21 protein-coding genes are annotated in these 25,070 nt (G+C 38.9%); 12 read left to right on the forward strand and 9 right to left on the reverse strand.

Annotated elements, in window-relative coordinates; genetic code table 11:
* Nucleotides 1-25 precede the first annotated feature (25 nt).
* The gene (locus tag ABEG20_RS07010) at nucleotides 26-919 is read right to left on the reverse strand and encodes a 3-hydroxybutyryl-CoA dehydrogenase (protein ID WP_406826665.1); all 894 of its coding nucleotides are present in this window, start codon (nucleotides 917-919) and stop codon (nucleotides 26-28) included.
* 91 nt (nucleotides 920-1,010) lie between these two features.
* Entirely contained in the window at nucleotides 1,011-1,661 is a 651-nt protein-coding gene (gene pdxH / locus ABEG20_RS07015; protein ID WP_406826666.1) for a pyridoxamine 5'-phosphate oxidase, read from the reverse strand.
* Between the two features lie 46 nt (nucleotides 1,662-1,707).
* Between pdxH and ABEG20_RS07020 the strand changes: the two genes are divergently transcribed.
* On the forward strand, nucleotides 1,708-2,271 hold the full coding sequence (locus ABEG20_RS07020) for a YqgE/AlgH family protein (protein WP_406826667.1): 564 nt from the start codon (nucleotides 1,708-1,710) through the stop codon (nucleotides 2,269-2,271).
* Between the two features lie 39 nt (nucleotides 2,272-2,310).
* Here the strand turns inward: ABEG20_RS07020 and ABEG20_RS07025 are convergent, their stop codons facing one another.
* From ABEG20_RS07025 to ABEG20_RS07040, 4 genes are all read right to left on the reverse strand, one after another.
* On the reverse strand, nucleotides 2,311-3,252 hold the full coding sequence (locus ABEG20_RS07025) for a nitrilase family protein (protein WP_406826668.1): 942 nt from the start codon (nucleotides 3,250-3,252) through the stop codon (nucleotides 2,311-2,313).
* A 72-nt stretch (nucleotides 3,253-3,324) separates the two neighbouring features.
* On the reverse strand, nucleotides 3,325-4,131 hold the full coding sequence (locus tag ABEG20_RS07030) for a DUF6597 domain-containing transcriptional factor (RefSeq protein WP_406826669.1): 807 nt from the start codon (nucleotides 4,129-4,131) through the stop codon (nucleotides 3,325-3,327).
* Between the two features lie 79 nt (nucleotides 4,132-4,210).
* Nucleotides 4,211-4,711 carry a 5-(carboxyamino)imidazole ribonucleotide mutase gene (purE, locus tag ABEG20_RS07035; RefSeq protein WP_406826670.1) on the reverse strand — a complete coding sequence of 167 codons (501 nt, stop codon included), beginning with the start codon at nucleotides 4,709-4,711 and terminating at the stop codon, nucleotides 4,211-4,213.
* A gap of 80 nt (nucleotides 4,712-4,791) precedes the next feature.
* Nucleotides 4,792-5,931, reverse strand: a complete 1,140-nt coding sequence (locus ABEG20_RS07040; protein ID WP_406826671.1) for a 5-(carboxyamino)imidazole ribonucleotide synthase — start codon at nucleotides 5,929-5,931, stop codon at nucleotides 4,792-4,794.
* A gap of 54 nt (nucleotides 5,932-5,985) precedes the next feature.
* On the opposite strand from ABEG20_RS07040, the gene ABEG20_RS07045 reads away from it, so the two are divergent.
* Entirely contained in the window at nucleotides 5,986-7,176 is a 1,191-nt protein-coding gene (locus tag ABEG20_RS07045) for an NAD(P)/FAD-dependent oxidoreductase (RefSeq protein ID WP_406826672.1), read from the forward strand.
* Nucleotides 7,177-7,190: 14 nt separating this feature from the next.
* Here the strand turns inward: ABEG20_RS07045 and ABEG20_RS07050 are convergent, their stop codons facing one another.
* Entirely contained in the window at nucleotides 7,191-7,907 is a 717-nt protein-coding gene (locus tag ABEG20_RS07050) for a hypothetical protein (RefSeq protein ID WP_406826673.1), read from the reverse strand.
* A 180-nt stretch (nucleotides 7,908-8,087) separates the two neighbouring features.
* Between ABEG20_RS07050 and ABEG20_RS07055 the strand changes: the two genes are divergently transcribed.
* The gene (locus ABEG20_RS07055; RefSeq protein WP_406826674.1) at nucleotides 8,088-10,304 is read left to right on the forward strand and encodes a B12-binding domain-containing radical SAM protein; all 2,217 of its coding nucleotides are present in this window, start codon (nucleotides 8,088-8,090) and stop codon (nucleotides 10,302-10,304) included.
* Between the two features lie 430 nt (nucleotides 10,305-10,734).
* Here the strand turns inward: ABEG20_RS07055 and ABEG20_RS07060 are convergent, their stop codons facing one another.
* Entirely contained in the window at nucleotides 10,735-10,998 is a 264-nt protein-coding gene (locus ABEG20_RS07060) for a hypothetical protein (protein ID WP_406826675.1), read from the reverse strand.
* A 289-nt stretch (nucleotides 10,999-11,287) separates the two neighbouring features.
* On the reverse strand, nucleotides 11,288-14,515 hold the full coding sequence (locus ABEG20_RS07065; protein WP_406826676.1) for an amidohydrolase family protein: 3,228 nt from the start codon (nucleotides 14,513-14,515) through the stop codon (nucleotides 11,288-11,290).
* A gap of 325 nt (nucleotides 14,516-14,840) precedes the next feature.
* Between ABEG20_RS07065 and ABEG20_RS07070 the strand changes: the two genes are divergently transcribed.
* The 9 genes from ABEG20_RS07070 (at nucleotide 14,841) to rplT (ending at nucleotide 25,024) form a co-directional block, all read left to right on the forward strand.
* Nucleotides 14,841-16,739 carry an ATP-dependent DNA helicase RecQ gene (locus tag ABEG20_RS07070; RefSeq protein ID WP_406826677.1) on the forward strand — a complete coding sequence of 633 codons (1,899 nt, stop codon included), beginning with the start codon at nucleotides 14,841-14,843 and terminating at the stop codon, nucleotides 16,737-16,739.
* 111 nt (nucleotides 16,740-16,850) lie between these two features.
* Nucleotides 16,851-18,158, forward strand: a complete 1,308-nt coding sequence (locus ABEG20_RS07075) for an MFS transporter (protein WP_406826678.1) — start codon at nucleotides 16,851-16,853, stop codon at nucleotides 18,156-18,158.
* 22 nt (nucleotides 18,159-18,180) lie between these two features.
* A complete protein-coding gene (locus ABEG20_RS07080; RefSeq protein ID WP_406827384.1) occupies nucleotides 18,181-18,918 on the forward strand; it encodes a (Fe-S)-binding protein in 738 nt (245 codons plus the stop codon).
* 364 nt (nucleotides 18,919-19,282) lie between these two features.
* Entirely contained in the window at nucleotides 19,283-20,182 is a 900-nt protein-coding gene (locus ABEG20_RS07085) for a hypothetical protein (RefSeq protein ID WP_406826679.1), read from the forward strand.
* A 212-nt stretch (nucleotides 20,183-20,394) separates the two neighbouring features.
* On the forward strand, nucleotides 20,395-21,498 hold the full coding sequence (locus ABEG20_RS07090; RefSeq protein WP_406826680.1) for an acyltransferase family protein: 1,104 nt from the start codon (nucleotides 20,395-20,397) through the stop codon (nucleotides 21,496-21,498).
* A gap of 363 nt (nucleotides 21,499-21,861) precedes the next feature.
* On the forward strand, nucleotides 21,862-23,787 hold the full coding sequence (gene thrS / locus ABEG20_RS07095; RefSeq protein WP_406826681.1) for a threonine--tRNA ligase: 1,926 nt from the start codon (nucleotides 21,862-21,864) through the stop codon (nucleotides 23,785-23,787).
* A gap of 17 nt (nucleotides 23,788-23,804) precedes the next feature.
* Entirely contained in the window at nucleotides 23,805-24,374 is a 570-nt protein-coding gene (gene infC, locus ABEG20_RS07100; protein WP_051691975.1) for a translation initiation factor IF-3, read from the forward strand.
* Nucleotides 24,375-24,403: 29 nt separating this feature from the next.
* On the forward strand, nucleotides 24,404-24,604 hold the full coding sequence (gene rpmI / locus ABEG20_RS07105) for a 50S ribosomal protein L35 (RefSeq protein WP_029279105.1): 201 nt from the start codon (nucleotides 24,404-24,406) through the stop codon (nucleotides 24,602-24,604).
* Between the two features lie 75 nt (nucleotides 24,605-24,679).
* Nucleotides 24,680-25,024 (forward strand): 50S ribosomal protein L20, encoded by a 345-nt coding sequence (gene rplT, locus ABEG20_RS07110; protein ID WP_025144714.1) that lies wholly within the window; start codon nucleotides 24,680-24,682, stop codon nucleotides 25,022-25,024.
* Nucleotides 25,025-25,070: the final 46 nt, after the last annotated feature.

Consider the following 25,070-nt stretch of genomic DNA (forward strand, 5'->3'; position numbering starts at 1 on the left):
AATATAAAATTAAATGCTAAAAAAATTAGGATTTTTTGAATTTATCTGAAACGATAAGATCTTTTAACCCAGAAGTATATTTATAAAAGCCTTCACCTGTTTTAACACCTTTTTTACCCGCTGCCACCATATTTACCAATAGCGGACAAGGCGCGTATTTAGAATTACCAAAACCATCATGTAATACTTTTAATATGGCCAGGCAAACATCCAGGCCAATAAAATCGGCTAACTGCAATGGCCCCATGGGGTGGGCCATTCCAAGTTTCATCACGGTATCAATTTCGTGAACGCCGGCAACACCTTCATATAAAGTATATACAGCTTCGTTAATCATGGGCATTAAAATACGGTTGGCCACAAAACCCGGATAATCATTTACCTCTACAGGAACCTTTTCCAGGCGCTGAGATAGCTGCATAATGGTGCTGGTCGTGTCATCACTGGTGGCGTATCCCCTTATCACTTCTACTAATTTCATTACCGGCACCGGGTTCATAAAGTGCATTCCGATTACCTGATCACCTCTTCCGGTTACGGCAGCAATTTGCGTAATGGAAATAGAGGAAGTATTAGAAGCGAGAATTGCATGTGGAGGCGCATATGCATCTAAATCCTTGAAAATCTTTAGTTTTAATTCTACATTCTCCGTAGCGGCCTCTACAATTAAATCCGAACTTTGAACACCATCTTTTATGGAAGTATATGTAGAGATATTATTTAAGGAGGCTGTTTTCTGCTCTTCTGTCAGGGTTCCTTTGGCAACCTGTCTGTCCAGATTTTTGGTAATGGTTTGTATGGCCTTATCCAGTGCAGGTTGATTGATGTCAATCAGGTTGACTTTATAATTGAATTGTGCAAAAGTATGGGCAATGCCATTTCCCATAGTTCCGGATCCTATAACTGCGATTTGTTTCATCCTTTAAGATTAAAAAAGAAAATTACTTGTAAACGATTGGTTAAAAAGATTTTGCTGTAAGGCCGATCTATATCAATTTTTATGAACAGCCTTATGGTGCCAACCTGGTTTTTGTCCAGCTTCCTTTTACAAGTTCAAAGTTTATTCTATCGTGCAACCGGCTTCGTCTGCCTTGCCAGAACTCTATTCTTGTTGGTTTTACCACGTAACCGCCCCAATGCGCTGGTTTGGTAACACCTTTGTCGCCACTTTTAGCTTTAAGTTCTTCCATTTTGTTTTCCAGAAACGATCTGTTTGGAATAACCTGGCTCTGTGGCGAAACTACTGCTCCTATCTGACTGGCAATCGGTCTGGTATTGAAATAAGCCTCAGAAGTTTCCTTATCCAGCTTTTCTACCGTTCCTTCTATTCTCACTTGTCTTTCCAGTTCAGGCCAGAAAAACACCAAAGCTGCATAAGGGTTGCGTTTGAGTTCTTTCCCTTTGGTACTCAGGTAATTGGTGAAAAACCTGAATCCGTCTGTATCAACACCTTTGAGTAAAACAATACGGGCATCGGGCCGGCCGGCTTTATCGGCCGTGGCCAAAGTCATTACATTAGGTTCATATATCTGTGCATCAACCGCATGTTGAAACCATTTTTGAAACTGGACAATCGGATCCGGATCAACGTCAGATTCGTCTAGCGAAGCGCTTTTGTAATCTTGGCGCAGGTTTTGTAGAAATTCATTTGTAACTTGCATTTAACAAAAATAGGCATCTTTTACGGTGTAACAAATGATTATCATCATGCTGAACAATATAAAACCAAAAACCGGCCGCTTACTCATCTCGGAACCCTTTATGGCCGATCCCAATTTTAAGAGATCTGTTGTGTTGTTAACGGAACATGGTGAGGATGGAACGGTAGGTTATATCCTTAACCAGGTAGGAAACCTGGTGTTGAACGATGTAATCCACGATTTATGGGATGCGAAGAACTACATTTATTTCGGCGGTCCTGTTGCTGCAGATACCTTACACTTTATCCATAGGTGTTATGATAAATTACAGAGTGGTGAGCCCATTGGTAATGATTTATACTGGGGCGGAAATTTCGAAACGCTAAAAATCCTGTTAAATACCAATGCGATAAACGAGGATGAAGTGAAATTTTTTATGGGTTATTCAGGCTGGGATCATGGTCAGCTTGATCGTGAAATAACACAGAACGCCTGGATGGTGAGCGATATTTTTAACCCTGATCTTATTTTTAGCAATGATGATGAAAGGCTTTGGCGGGATGTAATTGTAAATCTCGGACCAAAATATGCTCATGTAAGCAATTTTCCAATTGATCCGAGTTTGAATTAAGTTTAACTGATAACGATCAACAGGAAATTGTAAACTGTTTCATCGCCATATCACTTTTTGAACGCTTTTATGGGCTTTGCTTATAATTTCTCCATATAATTCAGGCTTTCTCGCCTCTAAATAGCGATAACCCCCAGCCTGAATTATCTTTTCTGGATTTAACTCTGCTATCACAAAAGAATCCTCTAGTGATCTACATTCGGCAATTACATCACCAAAGGGATCAATAATCATGGAGCATCCATTTTTTAACTGGTCGTCATCCATCCCGATAGGATTAGAAAAAATTGCGTAAATGGCATTATCATAAGCTCGTGCAGGCAGCCATTTCATTAGCCATTGTCTTCCTTTTAAACTATCAAATTCTTCACGCAGCTGTTTAGCATTTGTTTCTTTATCCTTCCATAATTCCGGATCAACGAAGCCTGCACCTGGTCTTGTAGATGGCGTACACATGGTTACATGGGGCATAAATATAATCTGGGCACCAAGTAATGCAGTGGCACGTACATTTTCAATAATATTATTGTCATAACAAATCAGAATTCCACACTTCCATCCATGAATATTAAAAATGGTATAGTTTGTTCCAGCAGAAAGGTTTGGATTGATAAAAGGGTGAAGTTTTCTATGTTTTGTTACAAAACCTGTTTCATCAACACAAACATGCGCTTTATATAAGTTTTCTTCGTGATCTTTTTCGAACAACCCTGCCAGTATTGTAATCTGATATTTCTTTGCGATAGATATCAATACGTTTATACTGTGGCTATCAGGAATAGTTTCCGCTAGCTCCAGCATCTGCTGTTTACTTAAATTTCTGGCAAAAGTATAACCTGTAATGGAGCATTCATGAAAATTAATGACGTTGGCACCTTTTTCTGCAGCTTCCTTCGAAAGTTTTTCTATAACCCTCAGATTGTATGCTTTATCGTAACTTTTGTTTTCAAACTGTGCAGTAGCAATTTTTAAGTTTTTCATTTCGTTATCTTAATTGTTAATACGAAGATGAGTAGAAAGCTATTTTAAAAATTGGAAAAAAGCGACAATATGTTAAAGCAAAAGAAAATTAACCGCAAGTAAATTACTGTTGCTTTGGTATTGAAGTGGCGTTAAGCCGGTAAATTTCTTAAAGATGTTATTTAAATGTGGTTGATCATAATAGCCACAACTATAACTAATTGATGAAATATTTGTATGCTGATTTGCTTGTTTAAGGCATTTCAGTAGGTATCTGAACCTGACAATATCAACAAACTTTTTTGGACTTAAGCCGATGTGTTCACGAAATTTTCTTTCCAGCTGTCTTTCAGTTGCAGGAACTTCTTTTAGCATTTTCGTTAAACTGCTCATTCCTTTCCGAGCATAAATATGCTGGAGCGAAGTGAATATTATTTTATCATTATGAGTATTTTGAATATGCAGCCCTAACAAAAAATCTTCAATCAAATGAATAGCTACAACATTTTCAGGTTGTTCCTGAATTCTTTCTAAAAGTAAACGGCCAGAATGACCAGTTAATTCATCAAACGAAATGGTTTTATCATTAACCTCAAAAGCAGCAATATTAAATAATTTAAATAGGGCAAATGGTTGTAAAACAACAATTAGCATATCTGTTTTTGCTGTAGTGGATAAGGTGTTAAAATGCGTAATCTGTCCGTATACAAAACATTTAGGCTGTATATTAAAATTACCATCCAATTTGTTTTTCTGTGAAAAGGGTATTTTCCTGTGAAAAACAATTCCGGGACTTCCATCAGAAAAAAATCTAAAATCATGTTTTATACAGACATCGCTTGAAAGAATCAGGTAGTGTCTAACAATATTGCTCAGCGCTGGTGATGGCGGTATTTGCATGAATTACATCGAAATTAAAATAGATAAAAGGTATTTTAATTTTTCTTTTGATTTCCAAACGTTAGACTTTCTGCGCTTATCACATTTCCAGAGCACTCTCTTCCACTTTTCTTCTCAGTTCATCCTTATAAGCCTGCATTTTAACTGTTAAAGATTCATCAGCGGTAGCTAAGATCTGAGTAGCCAGTAAACCTGCATTTTTAGCCGCATTTAAAGCTACTGTAGCAACGGGAATACCGTTCGGCATTTGTAAAATCGATAAAATACTGTCCCAGCCATCAATAGAGTTTGATGATTTAACCGGTACACCGATTACCGGCAAAGTAGTAATAGAAGCGACCATGCCTGGTAAATGGGCAGCACCGCCGGCACCTGCAATAATTACCTTTAAACCGCGGCCTTGTGCTTCTTTAGCATAATTAAACATACGTTCTGGCGTTCTGTGTGCAGAAACAACTGTAATCTCATAATTGATTCCAAATTCTTTTAATACATCGGCAGCATCTTGCATCACAGGTAAATCTGATTTGCTACCCATGATAATGCCTACTAAGGCTGAATTTGAATTTTCTTGACCCATATCTATTTTATTTCTTCTGATTTCTTATAAAAATTTTATTTTTCACCTCGCTGTTAGTTCACCCCTTTTGGGGCAGGAGCTTAGGCGATTACCTTTAATGTTTTTTGTACAAAACGTGCCTTTTCTATGGCTTTTTCCCTGTCGATATCAACAATGGTGACGTGGCCCATTTTACGGAAAGGTTTAGTATACTTTTTACCATAGAGATGAACATAAATACCATCGATGGCCAGTACTTTTTCCAGATTTTCATATCTGGCCACGCCGTCAAAACCTTTTTCGCCAAGCAGGTTGATCATGATGGCATTGGTAATGCTACTGGTATCGCCTAATGGCAAATTATAGATAGAACGTAAATGCTGTTCAAATTGCGAAACATAATTGCCTTCAATGGTTTGGTGACCACTATTATGCGGGCGCGGAGCCACCTCATTTACCAGTAATTCGCCGTCTTTACATACAAACATCTCCACCGCTAAAATTCCGGTAATATTCATTGCCGAAGCGATGTTCCTGGCGATGTTTTCTGCTTTGTGTTGTAAACTTTCCGCAAATGTAGATGGTGAGATCAGAAATTCAACCAAATTGGCTTCCGGATTAAATTCCATTTCTACCATTGGGAAAGTTTTTACATCGCCATTGGCGTTGCGCGCGACAATTACGGCCACTTCTTTTTCAAAATCGACCAGTTTTTCAACAATGCAAGGTGCATCAAAGGCTTTTTCCAGATCGGCAGCACTATTGATTTTCATTACCCCTTTACCATCGTAACCATCTTTACGCAGTTTTAAAATATAAGGAAAAGGAATATTGCAGTTTTCCATATCTTCCTTCGTATTTACAATCTGGAAAGGAGAGGTGGGAATGTCGTTTTCTTTGAAAAACTGTTTTTGTACACCTTTATCCTGGATTAAACGGATTACTCTCGACTGCGGAAATACCTTTTTGCCTTCTTTCTCGAGCTGCTCAAGCGCATCAATATTTACTTTTTCAATCTCAATGGTGATGATATCCGCTTTTTTCCCGAAGTTATAAACGGTGTCAAAATCTGTAATCGAGCCATTTTCGAAATAATTGGAAATGTGTTTACACGGAGCATCAGGATCAGGGTCTAAAACCAACGTAGTTACATTGTAATTAATTGCTTGCTGAATGAGCATTCTGCCCAATTGTCCGCCACCTAAAATACCTAATTTTAATTCGCTAATCTGTTTTGCCATGCGCTTGAAAATAATGCTACTTTTGTGCAAAAGTAACCATAATAAATTTTATTGATGAATGCTGATGCAATAATTATTGGGGCAGGTGCATGCGGATTGATGTGTGCCGTACAGGCGGGCTATCTGGGAAAGAAAGTAATTGTGCTTGAAAAAAATGAAAAACCTGGTGCTAAAATTTTAATTTCAGGAGGAGGTCGCTGTAATTACACCAACCAATATGCATCAGCTGAGCAATTTATATCTTCCAACCCTCATTTTGTAAAATCAGCTTTTACACAATGGACAGTCGATGATACCATCAGTTTTTTCGAAACCTATGGTATTGATGGCAAGGAAAAAACCTTAGGACAACTATTTCCCGATCATCAAAACGCAAAAGATGTTGTTCAGGTTTTTACTTCCATTTGCGAAGATTTTGGACAGGAAATTAGATGTAATGCCGATGTAAAAGATATTGAGCTTTTGCTTGACGGTTTCAAAATAAGTTATGAGAAAAATGGAAAAACCGTTGTTTTAACGGCAGAAAAACTGGTGATTGCCACAGGAGGCTTGCCCATTCCAAAAATGGGCGCTACTGATTTTGCCTTACGTTTTGCCAGAAAACATAGTCTTAAAATTATCGAAACAGCACCAGCTTTAGTTCCCCTAACCATTACCGGGAAGGACGAAGAGTGGTTTGCACAGCTTTCGGGCAATACTGTTTTTTGTGAAGTGAGTAATGATGAAATTTCTTTTGAAGAAAATATTCTGTTTACACACTGGGGACTAAGTGGTCCTGCTATTTTGCAGATTTCTTCTTTCTGGAGAAGGGGTGAAACCATCAACCTGAACTTACTGCCACATCAAAATATCGTTTCGTTATTGGATGTAGAAAGGAAAACGAATGGCAAAACGTTGTTGTCTACATTGTTAAACCGGACTTATACCAAGAAATTTACTGATGCATTGGGCAAATTTTTACCACTAAATAAACCGGTTGCTGCGCTCACAAACGCAGATTTTGATTTAATAGAACAAACGATCCATCATTTTAAAGTTAAACCTGCCGGCGATAAAGGTTACGATAAAGCGGAGGTGATGCGTGGCGGAATTGATACGAACGAAATTTCCTCTAAAACTTTGGCGTGTAAAAAAATCCCGAACCTGTTTTTCGGTGGCGAGTGTTTGGATGTTACGGGCTGGCTGGGTGGTTATAATTTTCAATGGGCATGGGCCAGTGGTTTTGTAATTGCACAGAATATTTAACGTTGATTAAACCGCTACAAATAAACATTCGGCATAATTTCCCAGGCCCATGGCTTTTTAAAGGTTTTAAATGTTCTGAGCTGTGAAAAATATAATACTTCACTTGTCTTGTGATTTGCAATATCTCTTCTGTGCAGATTGCCAACGGTGGTAAATAATTCCCGGGTTTTAAAATCATAAACTCTTTCGGTCATATCGCCAGTATTTTGATTAAAGTAAAGATTGATGGCACTCGTTAAAAACCAATCTTTGTTTTCAAATTTAAAAGTATAACCCAATTCCCAGCGCCACTCTGATCCGCCTTGAAAACGGAGATAAAGTTGTTGGTCTTTAATCGCAATCTGCTGTAGCGGGTCGCCAAGTTTACCACCTTCTTCTGAGCGTAAGATAAAATCATTGTTTTGTATAGACAGGCTTAATAAACCCGTCGGTTTATCTTTGAAAAATATGGCCAGAATCCTCGGTTTTTGGGTTTCCTTTATAATCGCGCTGCTATTGTCGCCATATACCCGGGTTTCATCAATGGGTTTGTTGTACTCAAAAACCACTGCTAAATCGGCTGAACCATCGTTGTTCAGGTCGCCGTCAACCTGGTCTATAATTTTCCAGCTGGGCGGAATAAATTGTTCAACAGCAGCACCTTGCGTTTTAATCTTAGGGAATATAAATGTTTTTTGCGCAAAGCTGAATTGCGCAAAGAGCATCATAATGTAAAAATAAAAAACTTTCATTCAGGCATAGAAGGTATTGATATAGGGTTAAAACGTTTAGTTTCCATTTTTAGTTTAATTGATTCACTTCCCAATAGACTCGTCATGCGGAATTCATTTCAGCGTCTTATAGACAATGAAATAAATTCAAGGTATCGACTGTTTAAAAAATCCCTTACTTTTGCAGAAAAACAATTTCTTTTGAGAACCGAAATATTTGCCATTACGCCGCCGTTTACCCAACTGAATACCCCATATCCGGCAACGGCGTATATAAAAGGTTTTCTGAACACCAAAAATATCAGCTCAACACAGGCCGACTTAGGCATTGAAGTGATTTTGGAGTTGTTCTCTAACAAAGGATTACAAGATTTATTTTGTCACACTAAGCGAAATCAGATTGTAGATAATCAAAAACCTAAAAGTGACAATGCTAAACGTATTTTTGCTTTACAGGATGAATATTTAAAAACCATTGATGCGGTAATCGCTTTTCTACAGGGTAAAAACCCAACCCTGGCCTTACAGATCTGCAGTGATGACTTTTTGCCGCAGGCTTCACGTTTTTCACAACTGGAAGAATTAGATTGGGCTTTTGGCGCCATGGGCACGCAGGATAAAGCCAAACATCTGGCCACACTTTATCTGGAAGACCTATCCGATTACATTGTTGAATGCATTGACGAAAATTTTGGATTTAGCCGCTATGCCGAACGTTTGGGCAGAAGTGCAAATTCTTTTGATGAATTGTACGGTGCTTTATCAAAAGAACCTACCTACATCGACTACATCCTGATTTCGGTTTTAAAAGAGAAAATTGAAACCATACAGCCTAAATTATTTTTGATTTCGGTTCCTTTTCCGGGCAATTTGTATAGTGCTTTCCGCTGTGCCCAATGGGTGAAAGCAAACTATCCGCAAATCAGAATTTCGATGGGCGGTGGCTTCCCAAATACCGAATTAAGGTCTTTATCTGATCCGCGTGTGTTTGAATTTTTTGATTATATCACCCTGGATGATGGCGAACTTCCGATCGAATTGCTGTACCATAACATTACACATCCGATCCCTGCTGAGGCCCACTTTTATAAAAGAACTTTTCTGCTTGAAAATGGTGAAGTGCTTTACCGTAATGATGCTTTCAGAAATGATTATAAACAAGCTGATGTTGGCACGCCAGATTATACAGATTTGCTGTTGGATCAGTATATTTCGGTAATTGAAATTGTTAACCCCATGCACCGCATGTGGAGTGATGGACGATGGAACAAACTCACCATGGCGCATGGCTGTTATTGGGGCAAATGTACTTTTTGCGATATTTCACTGGATTACATTAAAGTTTATGAACCGGTTGCTGCCAGGCTAATTGTTGACCGCATTGAGGATTTATATGCCAAAACCGGTCAGAATGGGTTCCATTTTGTAGATGAGGCGGCACCACCTGCACTGATGCGCGAAGTGGCTTTAGAAATTCTCAGAAGGAAATTAGCGGTGACCTGGTGGACCAACATCCGCTTTGAGAAAAGCTTTAGTCAGGATTTATGTTTGTTGCTCAAGGCTTCTGGCTGTATTGCTGTTTCGGGAGGATTGGAAGTCGCTTCAGATCGTTTGTTAAAACTGATCGATAAAGGCGTTACCGTAGAACAGGTAGCCAAAGTTACCCGCAATTTCACCGAAGCGGGAATTATGGTACATGCTTATCTGATGTACGGCTATCCAACCCAAACTGTACAGGAAACGGTTGATAGTTTAGAAATGGTGCGACAGTTATTTGAAGCCGGGATATTACAATCTGGCTTTTGGCACCAATTTGCCATGACGGCACATAGCCCTGTAGGCATGTATCCTGAAAAGTTCGGGGTAGTTAAAGAGACTGAAGTTATTGGTACTTTTGCGAATAACGACATCAATTACACTGATAAAACCGGGATTGATCATGATAAATTCAGTTATGGGTTGAGAAAATCGCTTTTCAATTTTATGCACGGAATCTGTTTTGATTATGAACTGCAGGATTGGTTCGATTTTAAGATCCCGAGAACAAAAATTCCTGCCGATTTTATTGAGAAATCATTAAATGACAGCGATCGTTTTAATACGAAGCCGACTGCAAAAATAGTGTGGATAGGAGGAAAGCCATCTGTAGAATATTTTACAAAATCGAAAAAAGGAAATACCTGGGAAATGACCTCACTTACTTTTCATGATAAAAAAGAAACTTTTACCGTTCAGACGAATAAAAAAGAAGGGGAGTGGTTAACTGCTATTTTGAATAAAATTTCAATCGCTAATGAAAAGGTATTTACTTTTCATGAGGTTAAGGCAGATTTTGAACAAGAAATGGAGAATTTTGAACTTTTCTGGTATTCTAAACCCATAAATACGTTAAGGGAATATGGTTTATTAGTACTGTAAGTGTTTATGCTCATTCCAGCTAGCATAAAATATGCGGGCGATCCGATCGTCTTGCTATTGCTTCATTCATGAAAATGAGCGCAGACATGAAAGCGTTTCTGTTCGTGCTTCGTCCTGAACCTCATTAAGGTGCTATCAGGGTGAACATGCGGATCATGATTTGAGAGGTTATTTAGCATTCTTAATATGCCCTTTGAAAGATTCTTTAGTGCATTCAGAATGAGATTAATGAGATCTTAACACATACTGTCCGTAGAGTTAAGCGCAGCGTCTCTATGGTTTCATGAGATGGAGTATATAATTCAATGATTATAGAGTGAGTCGGAGACACTGTTCCATACTAGAAGCCGTAGTGCCTTTCAGAACACTACCGACAGGCCGGGGAAGTTTTATAAAGGCAAAGAGTTGTTTAAAACTTAAACAGATATCGCTACATTTTCATTTTGAAATGTGTCAGGAAGTAAATGATGCAAATGAGCACAATGGAATTCAGTATTAAAAGCAGCCAAGAAATAACTGATTTTCTATCTTTCATCACCGCTATAAAAGCAGTAATGTAAGCCATCGCAATCAGTGCTAAAAACAAATTTACGGTCTGGATGCCCAGGATATAATACCCGCTGTAAGAAAAAACCGCTATGCTTAAGATTAAAAATATAATTGATGCGGAGGTATAAAGTTTGCCTGGTTTCATCTGGTTTATTCTAAATTAATTGTTTTTTCGAGTCTGTCAATACCCAATCCATTTCGGGTTTTGATAGATATTTTTCTGTTCTAACCACTTCTTTTCTAATTTGATGGTTTAGGCATTTTACGCCCGGACATGAACCAATAAGAAGTCATATCAATACAATATCCCATTATAACTAATCATCCGTTGTTGTATTTTTTAAAGATATAAGGAATGTAAGATCACTTAAGCTAAGATGTACCTCAAAGCTTATATGGTCAAAATAAATGTTTCAGAAATTTAGGGCTTAGTTTTAATCACAGTGCGGCACGGTAAAAGTCCAGGTTTCCGATTCCCCGTTTGGAATGATGTAGCCATTTCCCTTGGCATTTTCAAACCACAATTTACCCCTTAATTTTTCTCTTGTACCTACTTCGTTCAAGGTGGCACTATCATAAAGTCGGCCATTAATCATCACATATTTGATTTTTTCCGAGTTGCGGATATCATCTAAGGGATTGGCATCCATAATGACCATATCTGCCAGTTTGCCCACTTCTAATGAACCGATTTCCTTATTCATGCCTAGATAACCCGCACCATTTAAAGTTGCTGCCCTGATGGCCTGTAGCGGACTAAAGCCACCCTGAACCAGCATCCACAATTCCCAGTGTGCCCCTAAACCCTGAATCTGTCCGTGTGCGCCAAGGTTAACCTTGGTACCGCCATCCGCAATTTGTTTGGTGGCCTTCGCCACCTCGATGTGGTTGTAATCACTGTATTCAGAAGTGGTTCTGCGTCTTGCCCGGGCATCAATAATGGAACGGGGGGTGTAAGTCATCAATTTTTCGTTTTCCCAAACATTGGTCCTGTCATACCAATAATTTTCGCCCCACTGGCCCCCATAAGCTACAATTAAAGTAGGAGTATAAGCCACCTCGGTATTGTTCCAAAGACTGGTTACATCTTTGTAAACTGGCAAAACCGGAATACTGTGCTCAATTCCGGTATGTCCATCTGCAACCATGTTCATATTGGTGAAAAATGTAGATCCACCTTCGGGTACAACCTCCATTTTAAGCTGACGTGCTGCTTCTAAAATTTGTTGGCGCTGCTCTCTGCGGGGTTGGTTGTATGATTTAACTGAAAACGCACCCACCGCTTTTAACCTGCGCAGGTTAGCCAATGCATCATCCAGACTATTAATCACCACTTTAAAATCGCCATCTGCACCATACAAAATAGAGCCTGTGGAATAAACCCTTGGACCAACCATTCTGCCTGCCTTGAGCATTTCACTCTGGCTAAAAACCATTTCTGTATTGCTCGATGGATCGTGCGATGTGGTAACACCAAAAGCCAGGTTAGCCATATAACTCCAGTCGCTTTGTGGTGTTATACCATCCGGACTGGTACGCAGGTGGGCATGAACATCCACTATGCCGGGCATAATGGTTTTGCCGTTAACGTCAATCACTTTGGCATTGGCCGGAATGCTTACGGCATCTGTTTTTCCTATTGCAGTAATTTTATTTCCATCGGTAATGATGGTTCCATTTTCAATCACTTCATCGCCTTTCATCGAAATAATCCTTGCTCCTTTAAGTGCAACTGTTCCGGTTGGGATGTCAGACTTTAATACCAGATTAATATCTACCGCAGAAGCTTCGGTTTTAGGCGTAGTTCCTTCAAAATTGAATGCATTGTTTACATCAATAGTAAAATATTTTGGGCCTAAGGTCCAATGCAGGCTTTTGCTATCTGCGCTCCATTGCATGTATGTTCCCCCATCAGTAGTGACTTTGGTAACCGGAATAGCTTTATTGCCTGCAGATGCATCCTGTGCTGTGCCGATATTGATCATGGGTGTGATGTAAACATTTAATAATTCATTAAATGCCAGCCATTTATTGTCAGGACTAATCACAAACTGATTCGCATATTGTGAAGTGAAATGAGTTTTTTCATTTGCTCCGTTCAGGTCGATGCTTTTCAGTGCTTTTTTACCATCAGCATAACTTTGGAAATAAATGCGGGTATCTGTATTATTAAACTGTGGGCGGATTCCATTATCTGAAATCAAAGTTTTCGCACCACCATTGGCTGGCATGATAAAAATACCCGTGCCACGGCCAAAGTTATAGCCTAAAACATCGTTTCCACTCCCTTTTCTGAAAACGATTTTATCTCCCTTAGTAGAATAGTGCGGTGAATAATAAAAACCTTTTTCATCACTTAGCATAATGGTTTTACCCGATTTTACATCCGTACGTTTGATTGCTCCGCGTAATTCGTCGTTCCAGGTGGTGTAAACAATATATTTTCCATCAGGGCTGAAGGCGGGCTCAAATTCAAAATCCAGTCCGTTGGTTAACCTTTCTGGTGTTCCTGCTGGTAATTCCTGCTTGTATAAGTACCCTGCGGCATTAAAAACAACTATTTTTCCATCCGGTGAAGTGGTTAACTGCCTTAACATTTTTGCAGAAAACTCACTATTGAAAACCTGCTGTTCAAAATGTAAGGCCTTTTGTACCGTTTGTATCGTATTGGCCTGAAAGGGTATTGTGGTATTGATTAAAGTACCAATTTCCGTTTTCCTGATTTTTCCTTTTGCATAGAAAACGATGCTTTTGCTATCTGGTGTCCAGGCGAAATTTGGATAAACCCCGAATATGGCCCATGTTTCCTGCTGATCATGCGATAAATCTTCATTTACAGGCCACTCTTCTCCTGTTTTAAGATTTTGAACATATAAGGTAGACTTTAATCTTACCCGTTTTACAAAAGCAATCAAATTTCCGTCAGGAGAAACCTGCGGACGACAAGCGCCGCCCTGTTCATCAATTAAGGTAGTTAATTTTCCGGTAGTTAAATCGAGTTGACGAATGGCATAAATAGTTCCATTGGGGTCTTTGCTGTATTCGAAATTTGGGCCTGGACTCACATCTTCACTAAAGTAAACATATCTTCCATCTGGCGAAACGTTCGGCTCACCCGCATCTTGCTGGTCGTTTTTACGCTTGGTTAACTGTACACCATCACCGCCATTTATACTATACATCCACATTTCACCCGCACCTAAAGAACGGCTTGCTGTAAAATGCTTTCGCGCAATGATATATTCGCTGTTTGGCATCCAGGTGGCATTATTTAATAACCTAAAGCTTTCTTTGGTAATCTGTTTTTTGCCGGAGCCATCCCGGTTCATGATCCAGATGTTATCTCCGCCGCTTTTGTCGCTGGTGTAGGAAATATATTTTCCGTTAGGACTAAAGCGAGGCTGCACATCCCATGCAACACCTCCGCTAATCAGCTTAGCTACACCGCCATTAATTGGCATTACGTAAATGTCGCCCAATAAATCAAAAACAATTTCTTGTCCGTCAGAACTTACATCCAGGTTCATCCAGGTACCTTCATCCGTATTTAAGGTGAAGTTTTTGGTTGTTCCAAGGTATTTTTCAATATCCCATTTTTTTTCCTGGGCAACTGAACGGAAAAATAATAGGGAAAGAGCGGCTAGAAAATAAAGGTGTTTCATTATATGTTTGGATGGTTATTTGAACAATTCGTGTATTTTTTTTGAAGTATTTTTTTTAGAATTTCAATTGTCTCAGCACTGCTGAGCGTTTTGAATAATTTATTTTAATCAAATCCGTCCTTTCGAGCGGAGTGCAAGGCAGTCGAGAAATCTGTTGTAGATCTCTCCATTTCGCTTCGCTTCAATCGAGATGACTGGCATTCTATAAATTTAATCCTTCTTATTTAGCAAAGTTAATAATCTTTTCTTAAGATGATTTTTTCAATTTCCAACAATAATAAATGGCGATTTTAGATTAAATGTATAGTTTTGATACCGCCGATTTATGACAGCAATAGAGATTTTACAAAAATATTGGGGACACCAGGCTTTCAGACCTTTACAGGAAGACATTATTGCTTCCGTTTTGGAAGGCAAAGATACTTTAGCACTTTTGCCAACAGGTGGTGGAAAATCGATCTGTTTTCAGGTACCTGCACTGGTAAAAGAAGGGATCTGTATAGTCGTTTCTCCGCTAATTGCCTTGATGAAAGATCAGGTAGAGCACCTGAAATCCAAAGGAATCGAAGCCATTGCCATTTATGCCGGTATGGGCAAACGTGAAATCGACATTTTACTGGATAACTGTATTTACGGAAAAATTAAGTTTCTTTATTTATCCCCGGAGCGTTTGTTGTCTGATTTGGTACAGGTCCGTATTTCTTATATGAATGTGAACCTGATCGCGGTAGACGAAGCACACTGTATTTCGCAATGGGGTTATGATTTTCGCCCACCGTATTTACAGCTATCTAAACTGCGCGAAATCTTACCAAATATCCCGGTTTTAGCGCTTACTGCAACCGCTACTGAATTTGTGCGGAAAGATATTGTAGCGAAACTGGAAATGAAAAACCCACCCGTTTTTGTGAAAAGTTTTGCCAGGGATAATTTGAGTTATGTGGTTTTTGGTCATGAAGATAAGTATAAAAAGCTCATCGATATTTGTAAAAATGTTAAGGGTACTGGCTTAGTTTATGTCCGCAACCGCAGGGAAACCGCAGAGGTAGCCAATTTTATTAACCGAAACGGGATTAAAGCAGACTTTTACCATGCCGGGCTTGAACGTGATGTTCGTTTCCTGAAACAGGAGGAATGGAAAAATAACAAAACCCGGATCATGGTGGCTACCAATGCATTTGGGATGGGTATAGATAAGGCAGATGTTCGATTTGTGGTGCATTTGGATTTGCCTGAAAGTTTAGAAGCTTATTATCAGGAAGCGGGGAGGGCAGGACGTGATGAAAAAAGAAGCTATGCCGTTTTATTGGCCAATCAATCGGATGTCCTTGGCTTAGAATCAAGATATTTAGATAGTTTCCCTTCACCTGACGAAATCAGAAAAACCTATCATTACCTGGGCAACTATTTTCAACTGGCATTTGGTGCCGGAGAAGGCTTAAACTTTGCTTTTGATATCGCCGATTTCTGTAAAAGATTTAATGTTAGTGTTTTAAAAACAATATCTGCATTGAAATTTCTTGAGCATGATGGCTATCTTACGTTTTCAGAGAGTGTTTTTTTGCCATCAAGAATAATGTTTATTGCCAGTCACGAAGATATTTACCGTTTCCAAATCGAAAATAAAGCATATGACGGGATTATAAAGACCATTTTACGCTCATATGGTGGTGCTTTTGATGGTTTTGTTAAGATTAATGAGGCGGATTTAGCCAAGAGGACAGGATTATCATATAAAGACATTATCAATCTGCTGGATAAATTACAAACGATTGAATTACTTACTTATATTCAGCAAACAGATCAACCACAGTTACAGTATGTTAGGCCGAGGGTAGATATGGATCACTTTGATCTGGACGTCAAATACCTGGAACTGAGAAAAGAAATACTACACAAACAGATCAATGCTGTGGTAAGCTACGCTTCATCTGATTTATGCAGAAGCATCCAGTTGCTTCATTACTTTGACGAACACCATGCTACAAAGTGTGGGGTTTGCGATGTTTGCCTGGCTGAAAAAAAAGCCGGAAACCATCATTTGTTGCGTGAAGAAATAGATTATGACATTATTTCTTTACTGCAACAACAGCCTTTAAGTCTCGATGATTTGGTTTCCCATATTAAAAAGGGCACTGAAGGGGAAAGAATTGATGCCATCAGAGAATTATTAGATGCCGGTAAGATTAAAACTGATGGGAAAAAGTATTATCTTGAGATGTAAGATGGGAGAAAAATGATTATCAAGTTAGCAATAAAATCTTAGTTTTGTAATCAACGATTTAATCCTGATAAACAAACAATCATTATAACCTTCCGCGAAGCGAAAAAACAAATGATAACAAAAAACAATAAGAAAACCATCCGTTCGTGGGCATTTTTCGATTGGGCAAACTCTGCCTATAACTTGGTCATCACCTCTACCATTTTTCCGGCTTATTATACCATTATCACCACCACTAAAGAGCATGGTGATAAAGTAGATTTTTTTGGCAGAACCTTTGTAAATACTTCACTTTCCAATTATGCCCTATCATTTGCGTATCTGGTTATGGCTTTTGTTTTGCCTATACTCTCGGCTATAGCAGACAGAAGGGGCAATAAAAAATCATTCATGAAATTCTTCACCTACATGGGTGGGGCGGCCTGCATCGGTTTATATTTTTTTAAATTAGATACACTCGAAATGAGCATCATCTTGTTTGCACTGGCGGCAATGGGTTATATTGGGGGTGTATTGTTCAGTAATTCATATCTGCCAGAAATAGCGACAGAAGAACACCAGGACCGGGTAAGTGCACAAGGCTTTTCATATGGCTATATCGGTTCAGTAATACTTCAACTGATTTGCTTTTTATTTGTGTTAAAGCCCGAATGGTTTGGCATTACGGATGCTTCTTTCCCGCCGAGGTTATCTTTTTTACTGGTTGGCCTGTGGTGGATTGGCTTTTCACAGATTCCTTTTGCGGTACTTCACAACGGAACCCCACAACTTGATAAGGTAAAAACGAATATCTTTAAAGATGGCTTTAGCGAATTATCAAAAGTTTGGGCACAGGTAAAGCAAATGAAAGTTTTAAAAGGGTTTTTAGTCTCATATTTCTTTTACTCTATGGGTGTACAAACCATTATGCTTGCCGCTGCTGGTTTCGCTGAAAAAACGCTAAAATTAGGTACTGCTAAACTGATTGCGGTGATATTGATTATTCAATTGGTCGCCATCCCCGGAGCCATGTTGATGTCTTATCTTGCCAAAAAAATAGGTAATATAAACGTACTGATTATGGTTGTTTTGGTATGGATTGGTTGCTGTGTTTACGGTTATTATATTACTAACGAATATCAATTTTATTCATTGGCGGCGATTGTAGGGCTGATTATGGGCGGAATCCAGTCCTTGTCGCGCTCAACTTATTCCAAGTATCTACCTGTTGATACAAAAGATACCACTTCGTTTTTCAGTTTTTACGATGTAACCGAAAAACTGGCCATTGTAATCGGTCTTTTTAGTTTTGCATATATTGAAGATTTAACGGGAAATATTCGATATTCTATTATTGCCCTGGCATCTTTTTTTATTGTTGGATTGGTTCTTTTAATGGTTTTAAGAAAAAACGAGCGCAAAGCATTGGTAAAATTGTAAGTTTGCAGCCGTAAAGAATATGATGAAAGTAGAATTATTTGTGCCTTGTTTTGTAGATCAACTTTATCCGGAAACTGCTTTTAATACTTTAAGGTTACTGGAAAAATCAGGATGTAATGTAACCTACAATTCAAAACAGACCTGTTGCGGCCAACCCGCATATAATGCTGGTTATTGGGATGAAGCTAAAGAAGTAGGCACGAAGTTCCTGAACGATTTTACGGAAAATACTTATGTGGTGGCGCCATCAGCGTCGTGTGTAGGGATGGTGAAAGGTGGATTTAATGATCTTTTTACCAATACGATTGTACACAACAAGTGCCGGAGTTTGCAATCCAATATCTGGGAACTCTCTGACTTTCTGGTGAAAGTGGCCAAAAAAGATTATTTTGGTGCCGAGTTGGAAGGAAAAGCGGTGTATCATGATTCTTGCAGTGCTTTACGGGAGTGTAAAATCAAGGATGAGCCACGTCAGCTTTTGTCTAAAGTTCATGGACTGGAGATGATTGAAATGGAAGATACGGATATGTGCTGTGGCTTTGGGGGTACTTTTGCGGTTAAATTCGATGCTATTTCTTCGGCTATGGCCGAGCAGAAAGTGAATCATGCCCTTGCGCAAGGTGCTGATTATATTATTTCTACTGATTTATCATGCCTGTTACACCTGCAGGGCTATATTGATAAAAATAACCATCCAATTAAAACCATGCACATAGCCGATGTATTGTGTAATGGCTGGTTGGAGAGTACGGAATACTAGTCTGAATCTTTCCATGACCTATGTTCTACAAGCCATCATCGTTAAGTTTTTCGGTAAAAAAGAACTACTGTTTTTTGTCAATTAAACCTGACCGTCAGCGTTATCCCGATTAAAGAGAAATTTTAAATTAAAGCGTATGTTCTATCGGGATTAAGCAGAGGGCAGGACTATCGCAACCGAAGAACTACTGCAATTGCTTTCCAAAAAAAAATGTAAAAAATAAATTACATCGGCCTTTAAATAGCTTGCTTAGCTAATCCCCTATTAGATTTTAACACAATTTAACACGTTTACGTTACAATCTAAAATATCTTTGTTAAACCTTTTCAAGGCTTTCGTATCCAACTCACAAAACAAAATCATAATGAAAAAAATAACCGTCGCTTTACTTGGATTTTTATCAATTGTATCTGTTGCAAACGCCCAAAAGAAAAAAACTTCGGGCGCTATACAATTCGAAAACACGGTAGACCCTGCCGCAATGGCTTCAGCCAGTGGTATTCAGTTAACTGATCAGATGAAAGCCAGAATGCCTTCATCAAGTAAAACTAATTTTGAGTTATTATTTACCGCGACCAATGCAAGTTATATGCCGGTTGAGGAAACTGAAGATAGCAATGGTGCAGGTGGTGGCGGTGGTGGAATGGGCCGGATGATGATGCGTTTTGGTGGTGCGGGTGGCAACCGAGAGTATTATTACACCTTTGCTGATAAAAGTTTAACAGAAGTCTTCGACCTGAACGATACCACTTATTACATGCCCGGCAAATTAACCCTTTCTACTTCCGGACCAATTTCTTCGTTCAGAATGGGAGGTGGTAACCCTAATGATACCACCAGGGCAAAAGCTGCTCCGGCACCAAAAATAGAAGTGGTTAAAACAGATTCTACTAAGCAGATTTTAGGTTTTACCTGTCACCAGGCCATTGTAAGATCTACAAGAGCAATCAAGATATTGGATATGGATAAAAACGTAGTGGAAGAAACCAAAATCTGGTATACCAACGATTTAGGTTTCGATTTTTCTCCAAACCCAAATATGTGGACAGAAGGTGCGGTATTGGCCATTGAAGGTAGGGGTAACAGCTCGGTTGCTAAAAGCATTGAATACAGAAATGTAAGTTCGAAAGACGTAACCGCTCCTAAAAAAGCGAAATTGATTACCCCTGATGAATATAAAACTAAAATGGAAAACATGATGAAACGTTTTAGACAGAACAGGCCAGGTGGTGGCGGTCAGGGAAGAGCATTTGGAATGAATTAATTCAGTTCGTTTCCAGACATCTGAAGGTTGAGCATAGGCCAGTACCGCTTGCGAACTTCGGATGTCTTTAAATTACCTGTATAAATGATTCTATCAGCCGTGAAAGTGTAAACATTCAGGGCTTTTTTTGTATCATTTCTGAAAAGGTTGGCTTTAGTTTTTGCATCTAAATGGAGAATAAGTATTATTGGGGTTAAATAAACTAACCAAAAGTGATTACAGCAGAAAACAAGGCAAACTTATTAGCAACCAAGCAGCATTTCGAAATTTTAGATGGATTAAGGGGGGTAGCTGCCATAGTAGTGGTAATTTATCACTTTATGGAAATAGCGATTACCAATTATAACAAAAATTTTCTTTCACATGGCTTTCTTGCCGTAGACTTCTTTTTCTGTTTGTCTGGTTTTGTAATTGCCTATGCATACGATAGCCGTGCGCCGCACATCGGAATTACACAGTTTTTTAAATTAAGGCTTATTCGCCTGCATCCGCTGGTATTTATCGGTTCCGCTTTAGGATTGATCACTTTTCTCATTGATCCTTACAGCGATCTTTATGAGCTTTATGGATTCGGAAAAACCTTTCTTTTGTTTTTATCCTCTGCTTTTTTAATACCTTACCCTGCCATGCCCGAGCGATATACAAATCTATTTTGCCTAAACGCACCCGCTTGGTCGCTATTTTGGGAATATATTGCCAATATCTTTTACATTTTGGTACTTTATCGGTTAGGCAAAAAATCACTGATGGCTTTGGTTTTTACAGGTGCAGTTTGTCTGTGTTATGTCGCCGTGAAGGCCACTAATGTAGGCGGTGGCTGGGGCGGACAGAATTTCTGGGACGGTGGAGCGCGCGTGCTGTTTTCTTTTACAGCCGGTATGCTGGTTTACCGTTTAAATTGGATTATCAAAAATAAACTTGGATTTTTAGGCATGATCGCACTTTTGCTTGCAGGGTTTCTAGTTCCTTTTAATGATAAATATAACTGGATTACCGAACCGATACTTGTACTGTTTTACTTCCCGCTTTTAGTGGCATTGGGAGCAGGTACAACATTAAATCCGTCGTTTAAAAAGAGCTGTAATCTCTCCGGCGAAATATCATACCCACTTTATATGGTACATTATCCGTTTGTGTGGATATTTTTAACTTATGTAGACGAAGTTCAGCCATCAGCATCTTTACTATGGGTGGTTATCCCGGTTTCGGTTTTGCTTTTAATCGTATTCTCTTACCTGGTGATGAGATTTTTAGATGTTCCTTTACGTAAATATTTGAAGGCTAAATTTTTACAGGAGATTCCTTCAAATATTTAAGGATATACAATCGTTAACCTGGCCTTTAGCGCAGCGCATAAAGCTACACTGTAAACCGAGCCTTAAGCGAGCTTACCGAGGGCAATTCATTTCAGGTTTATCTGTCAGGAAAGATGCTGAAATAAATCCGAAAGCTACCTGATCAGTATGGCGGACAGGCTAAACAAAAGTAAAATAATCATGGTGATTAATATCAGCGGAAGTTTGGGGTAAGCTAAAGGGACCGTATTAACCTTTGTTTGTTTGCATTTAGAATCTTTACCTTGCTTTTTAGCCAAAAAATGCATATTTTTGCACAAAATACAATCACCTTGTAAGTGATACTTAAAACTTTTTTATTTAAAATTTAAATCATAGTTGTAGATGATTAACATTACTTTACCTGACGGTTCTGTTCGTCAGTATGAAAAGGGCACATCTGCCCATCAGGTTGCATTATCAATTTCTGAGGGCCTGGCCCGAAACGTACTAGCCGCCGAAGTTAACGGCGAAGTTTGGGATTCAACCAGACCGATCGAATCTGATTCAACAGTAAAATTATTGACATGGAATGATACTGCCGGAAAATCAACTTTTTGGCATTCATCTGCTCACTTAATGGCTGAAGCTTTAGAAGCGCTTTATCCGGGAACCAAATTTGGTATCGGTCCGGCAATTGAAACCGGGTTTTATTATGATGTAGACTTTGGCGACCGTGAATTTTCTTCGGATGATTTCAAAGCCATTGAAACCAAAATGATCGAACTGGCCAAACAAAAGGAAACTTTTGTGCGCGAAAGTGTAAGCAAGGCTGATGCAGTAAAATACTTCACCGAAAAAGGGGATGAGTATAAGCTGGATTTAATTGATGGCCTTGAGGATGGCAAAATTACTTTTTATACCCAGGGTTCATTTACCGATTTATGCCGTGGTCCGCACATTCCTAATACTGGTTTTGTAAAAGCAGTAAAACTGATGAATGTGGCTGGTGCTTATTGGAGAGGCGATGAAACCAAGAAACAGTTAACCCGTATTTACGGCGTAACTTTCCCTAAGGCGAGCGAGCTTACTGAATATCTTTTAATGATTGAAGAAGCCAAAAAACGCGATCACCGCAAATTGGGAAAAGAGCTGGAACTTTTTGCTTTCTCGGAAAAAGTAGGAATGGGCTTACCGCTATGGTTGCCTAAAGGAACTGCTTTGCGCGAACGTTTGGTTAATTTCTTAACCAAAGCACAGGCTAAAGCAGGTTACGAGCAAGTAGTAACACCACATATCGGGCATAAAAATTTATATGTAACTTCTGGTCACTGGGAAAAATACGGTAAGGATTCGTTCCAGCCGATTAAAACTCCGCAGGAAGGAGAGGAGTTCTTCTTAAAACCGATGAACTGTCCACACCACTGTGAGATTTATAAAACAAAACCACGTTCTTACAAAGATCTTCCGGTTCGTTTTGCTGAGTTTGGTACCGTTTACCGTTACGAGCAAAGTGGCGAATTACATGGTTTAACCCGGGTACGTGGCTTTACTCAGGATGATGCACACTTATTTTGCATGCCGGAGCAGGTGAAGGATGAGTTTAAAAAAGTGATCGATTTAGTACTTTATGTGTTTAAATCACTGGGGTTTGAAAACTATACTGCACAAGTTTCCTTAAGAGATCCTGAAAACAAATCGAAGTATATTGGTTCTGATGAGAACTGGAGATTATCAGAAACGGCCATTATCGAAGCGGCTGCAGAAAAAGGTTTAAACACGGTTGTAGAATATGGCGAAGCGGCATTTTATGGTCCTAAGCTAGATTTTATGGTGAAAGATGCTTTGGGTAGAAAGTGGCAGTTAGGTACCATTCAGGTGGATTACAATTTACCTGAACGTTTCGAATTGGAATATACCGGTAGCGATAACCAAAAGCACAGACCTGTAATGATTCACCGTGCGCCATTTGGTTCACTGGAAAGATTTATTGCCGTTTTGATCGAACATTGTGCCGGAAACTTCCCTTTATGGTTAAGTCCTGAACAGTTTATTATTCTTCCTATTTCAGAAAAATATGAAGAATATGCAAAAAAAGTTTTAGATGAATTAAATAATTCCGATATTCGCGGGCTGATTGACTTTCGAGATGAGAAAATCGGCCGCAAAATACGCGACTCGGAAGTTAAAAAGATCCCATACATGCTCATTATCGGCGATAAAGAGATGGCAGAAGGTAAAGTTTCTGTTCGTAAACACGGTGAGGGAGATTTAGGCGAAATGACGTTGGAAACGTTCAACAATTTATTAAGAAAAGAAATAACAGTTTAAATTAAAATAATACAAATTTGGCATTAGGAAGACCAGGATTTAACAGGGGGCCACGTCCACCTTTTAAGAAAAAAGAAGCAGAGCATAACATTAATCAGTATATAAAATCGCCTGAAGTGCGTTTAGCTGGCGATAATGTTGAACCGGGGATTTATCCTTTGGCGAAAGCTTTGGCGCTTGCTGATGAACTGGAATTGGATTTGGTAGAAATTTCTCCAAACGCTGTACCGCCAGTTTGTAGAATTATTGATTACAGTAAATTTGTTTACGAGCAAAAGAAAAAGCAGAAAGAAATTAAAGCTAATGCGAAACAAACTGTAATTAAGGAGATCCGTTTTGGTCCTAATACCAACGATCACGATTTCCAGTTTAAATTAAAACATGCAGTAAGCTTTTTAGAGAACGGAGAGAAAGTTAGGGCTTACGTGCATTTTAAGGGTAGAGCAATTGTTTACAAAGAGCAGGGAGAAATTTTATTATTAAAATTTGCCCAGGCTTTAGAAGATGTAGGAAAAGTAGAGTTATTACCTAAGTTAGAAGGTAAACGGATGTTCCTGACAGTTGCGCCCAAAGTAGCAAAAAAATAAAAATAGGTTTATAAATTAAAAAACAGGTTATGCCAAAAATGAAAACCAATTCCAGTGCTAAAAAGCGTTTTTCGCTTACTGGAACAGGTAAAATCAAAAGAAACAACGCATACAAAAGTCACATCTTAACCAAGATGAGTACTAAACGTAAACGTGCCTTAGGTCAAGCAAGTATCGTATCTGATGCTGATATGGGTAACGTTAAACGTATGCTTTGTATCGGAAAGTAATTTATTAATTCACCAGGTATCAGGCTTTAAGTTTCCGGTTAAAAGGAACGCCGCTTACCAAAAAACAACAACAACATGCCACGTTCGGTAAACGCAGTAGCTTCGAGAAGAAGAAGAAAAAAGATCCTTAATTTAGCCAAAGGTTATTGGGGAGCAAGAAGTAAGGTTTATACTGTTGCTAAAAACACAGTAGAAAAAGGTTTGCAATATGCATACCGTGACCGTAAAGTTAAGAAAAGAGAATTCCGCGGATTGTGGATCCAACGTATCAACGCTGGTGCACGTCAACACGGTATTTCTTACTCGCAATTAATCGGTAAACTAGCTTCAAAAGAAATCGGTTTAAACCGTAAAGTATTGGCTGATTTAGCAATGAATCACCCAGAAGCTTTCAAAGCTGTAATTGATGCAGTAAAATAGAAATTCTCGCTTAAGCGATAATCATATTTAAAAAAGGTTCCGATGC

It is taken from the genome of Pedobacter sp. KACC 23697 (assembly GCF_045348445.1).
In the GTDB taxonomy this organism is placed as follows: domain Bacteria; phylum Bacteroidota; class Bacteroidia; order Sphingobacteriales; family Sphingobacteriaceae; genus Pedobacter.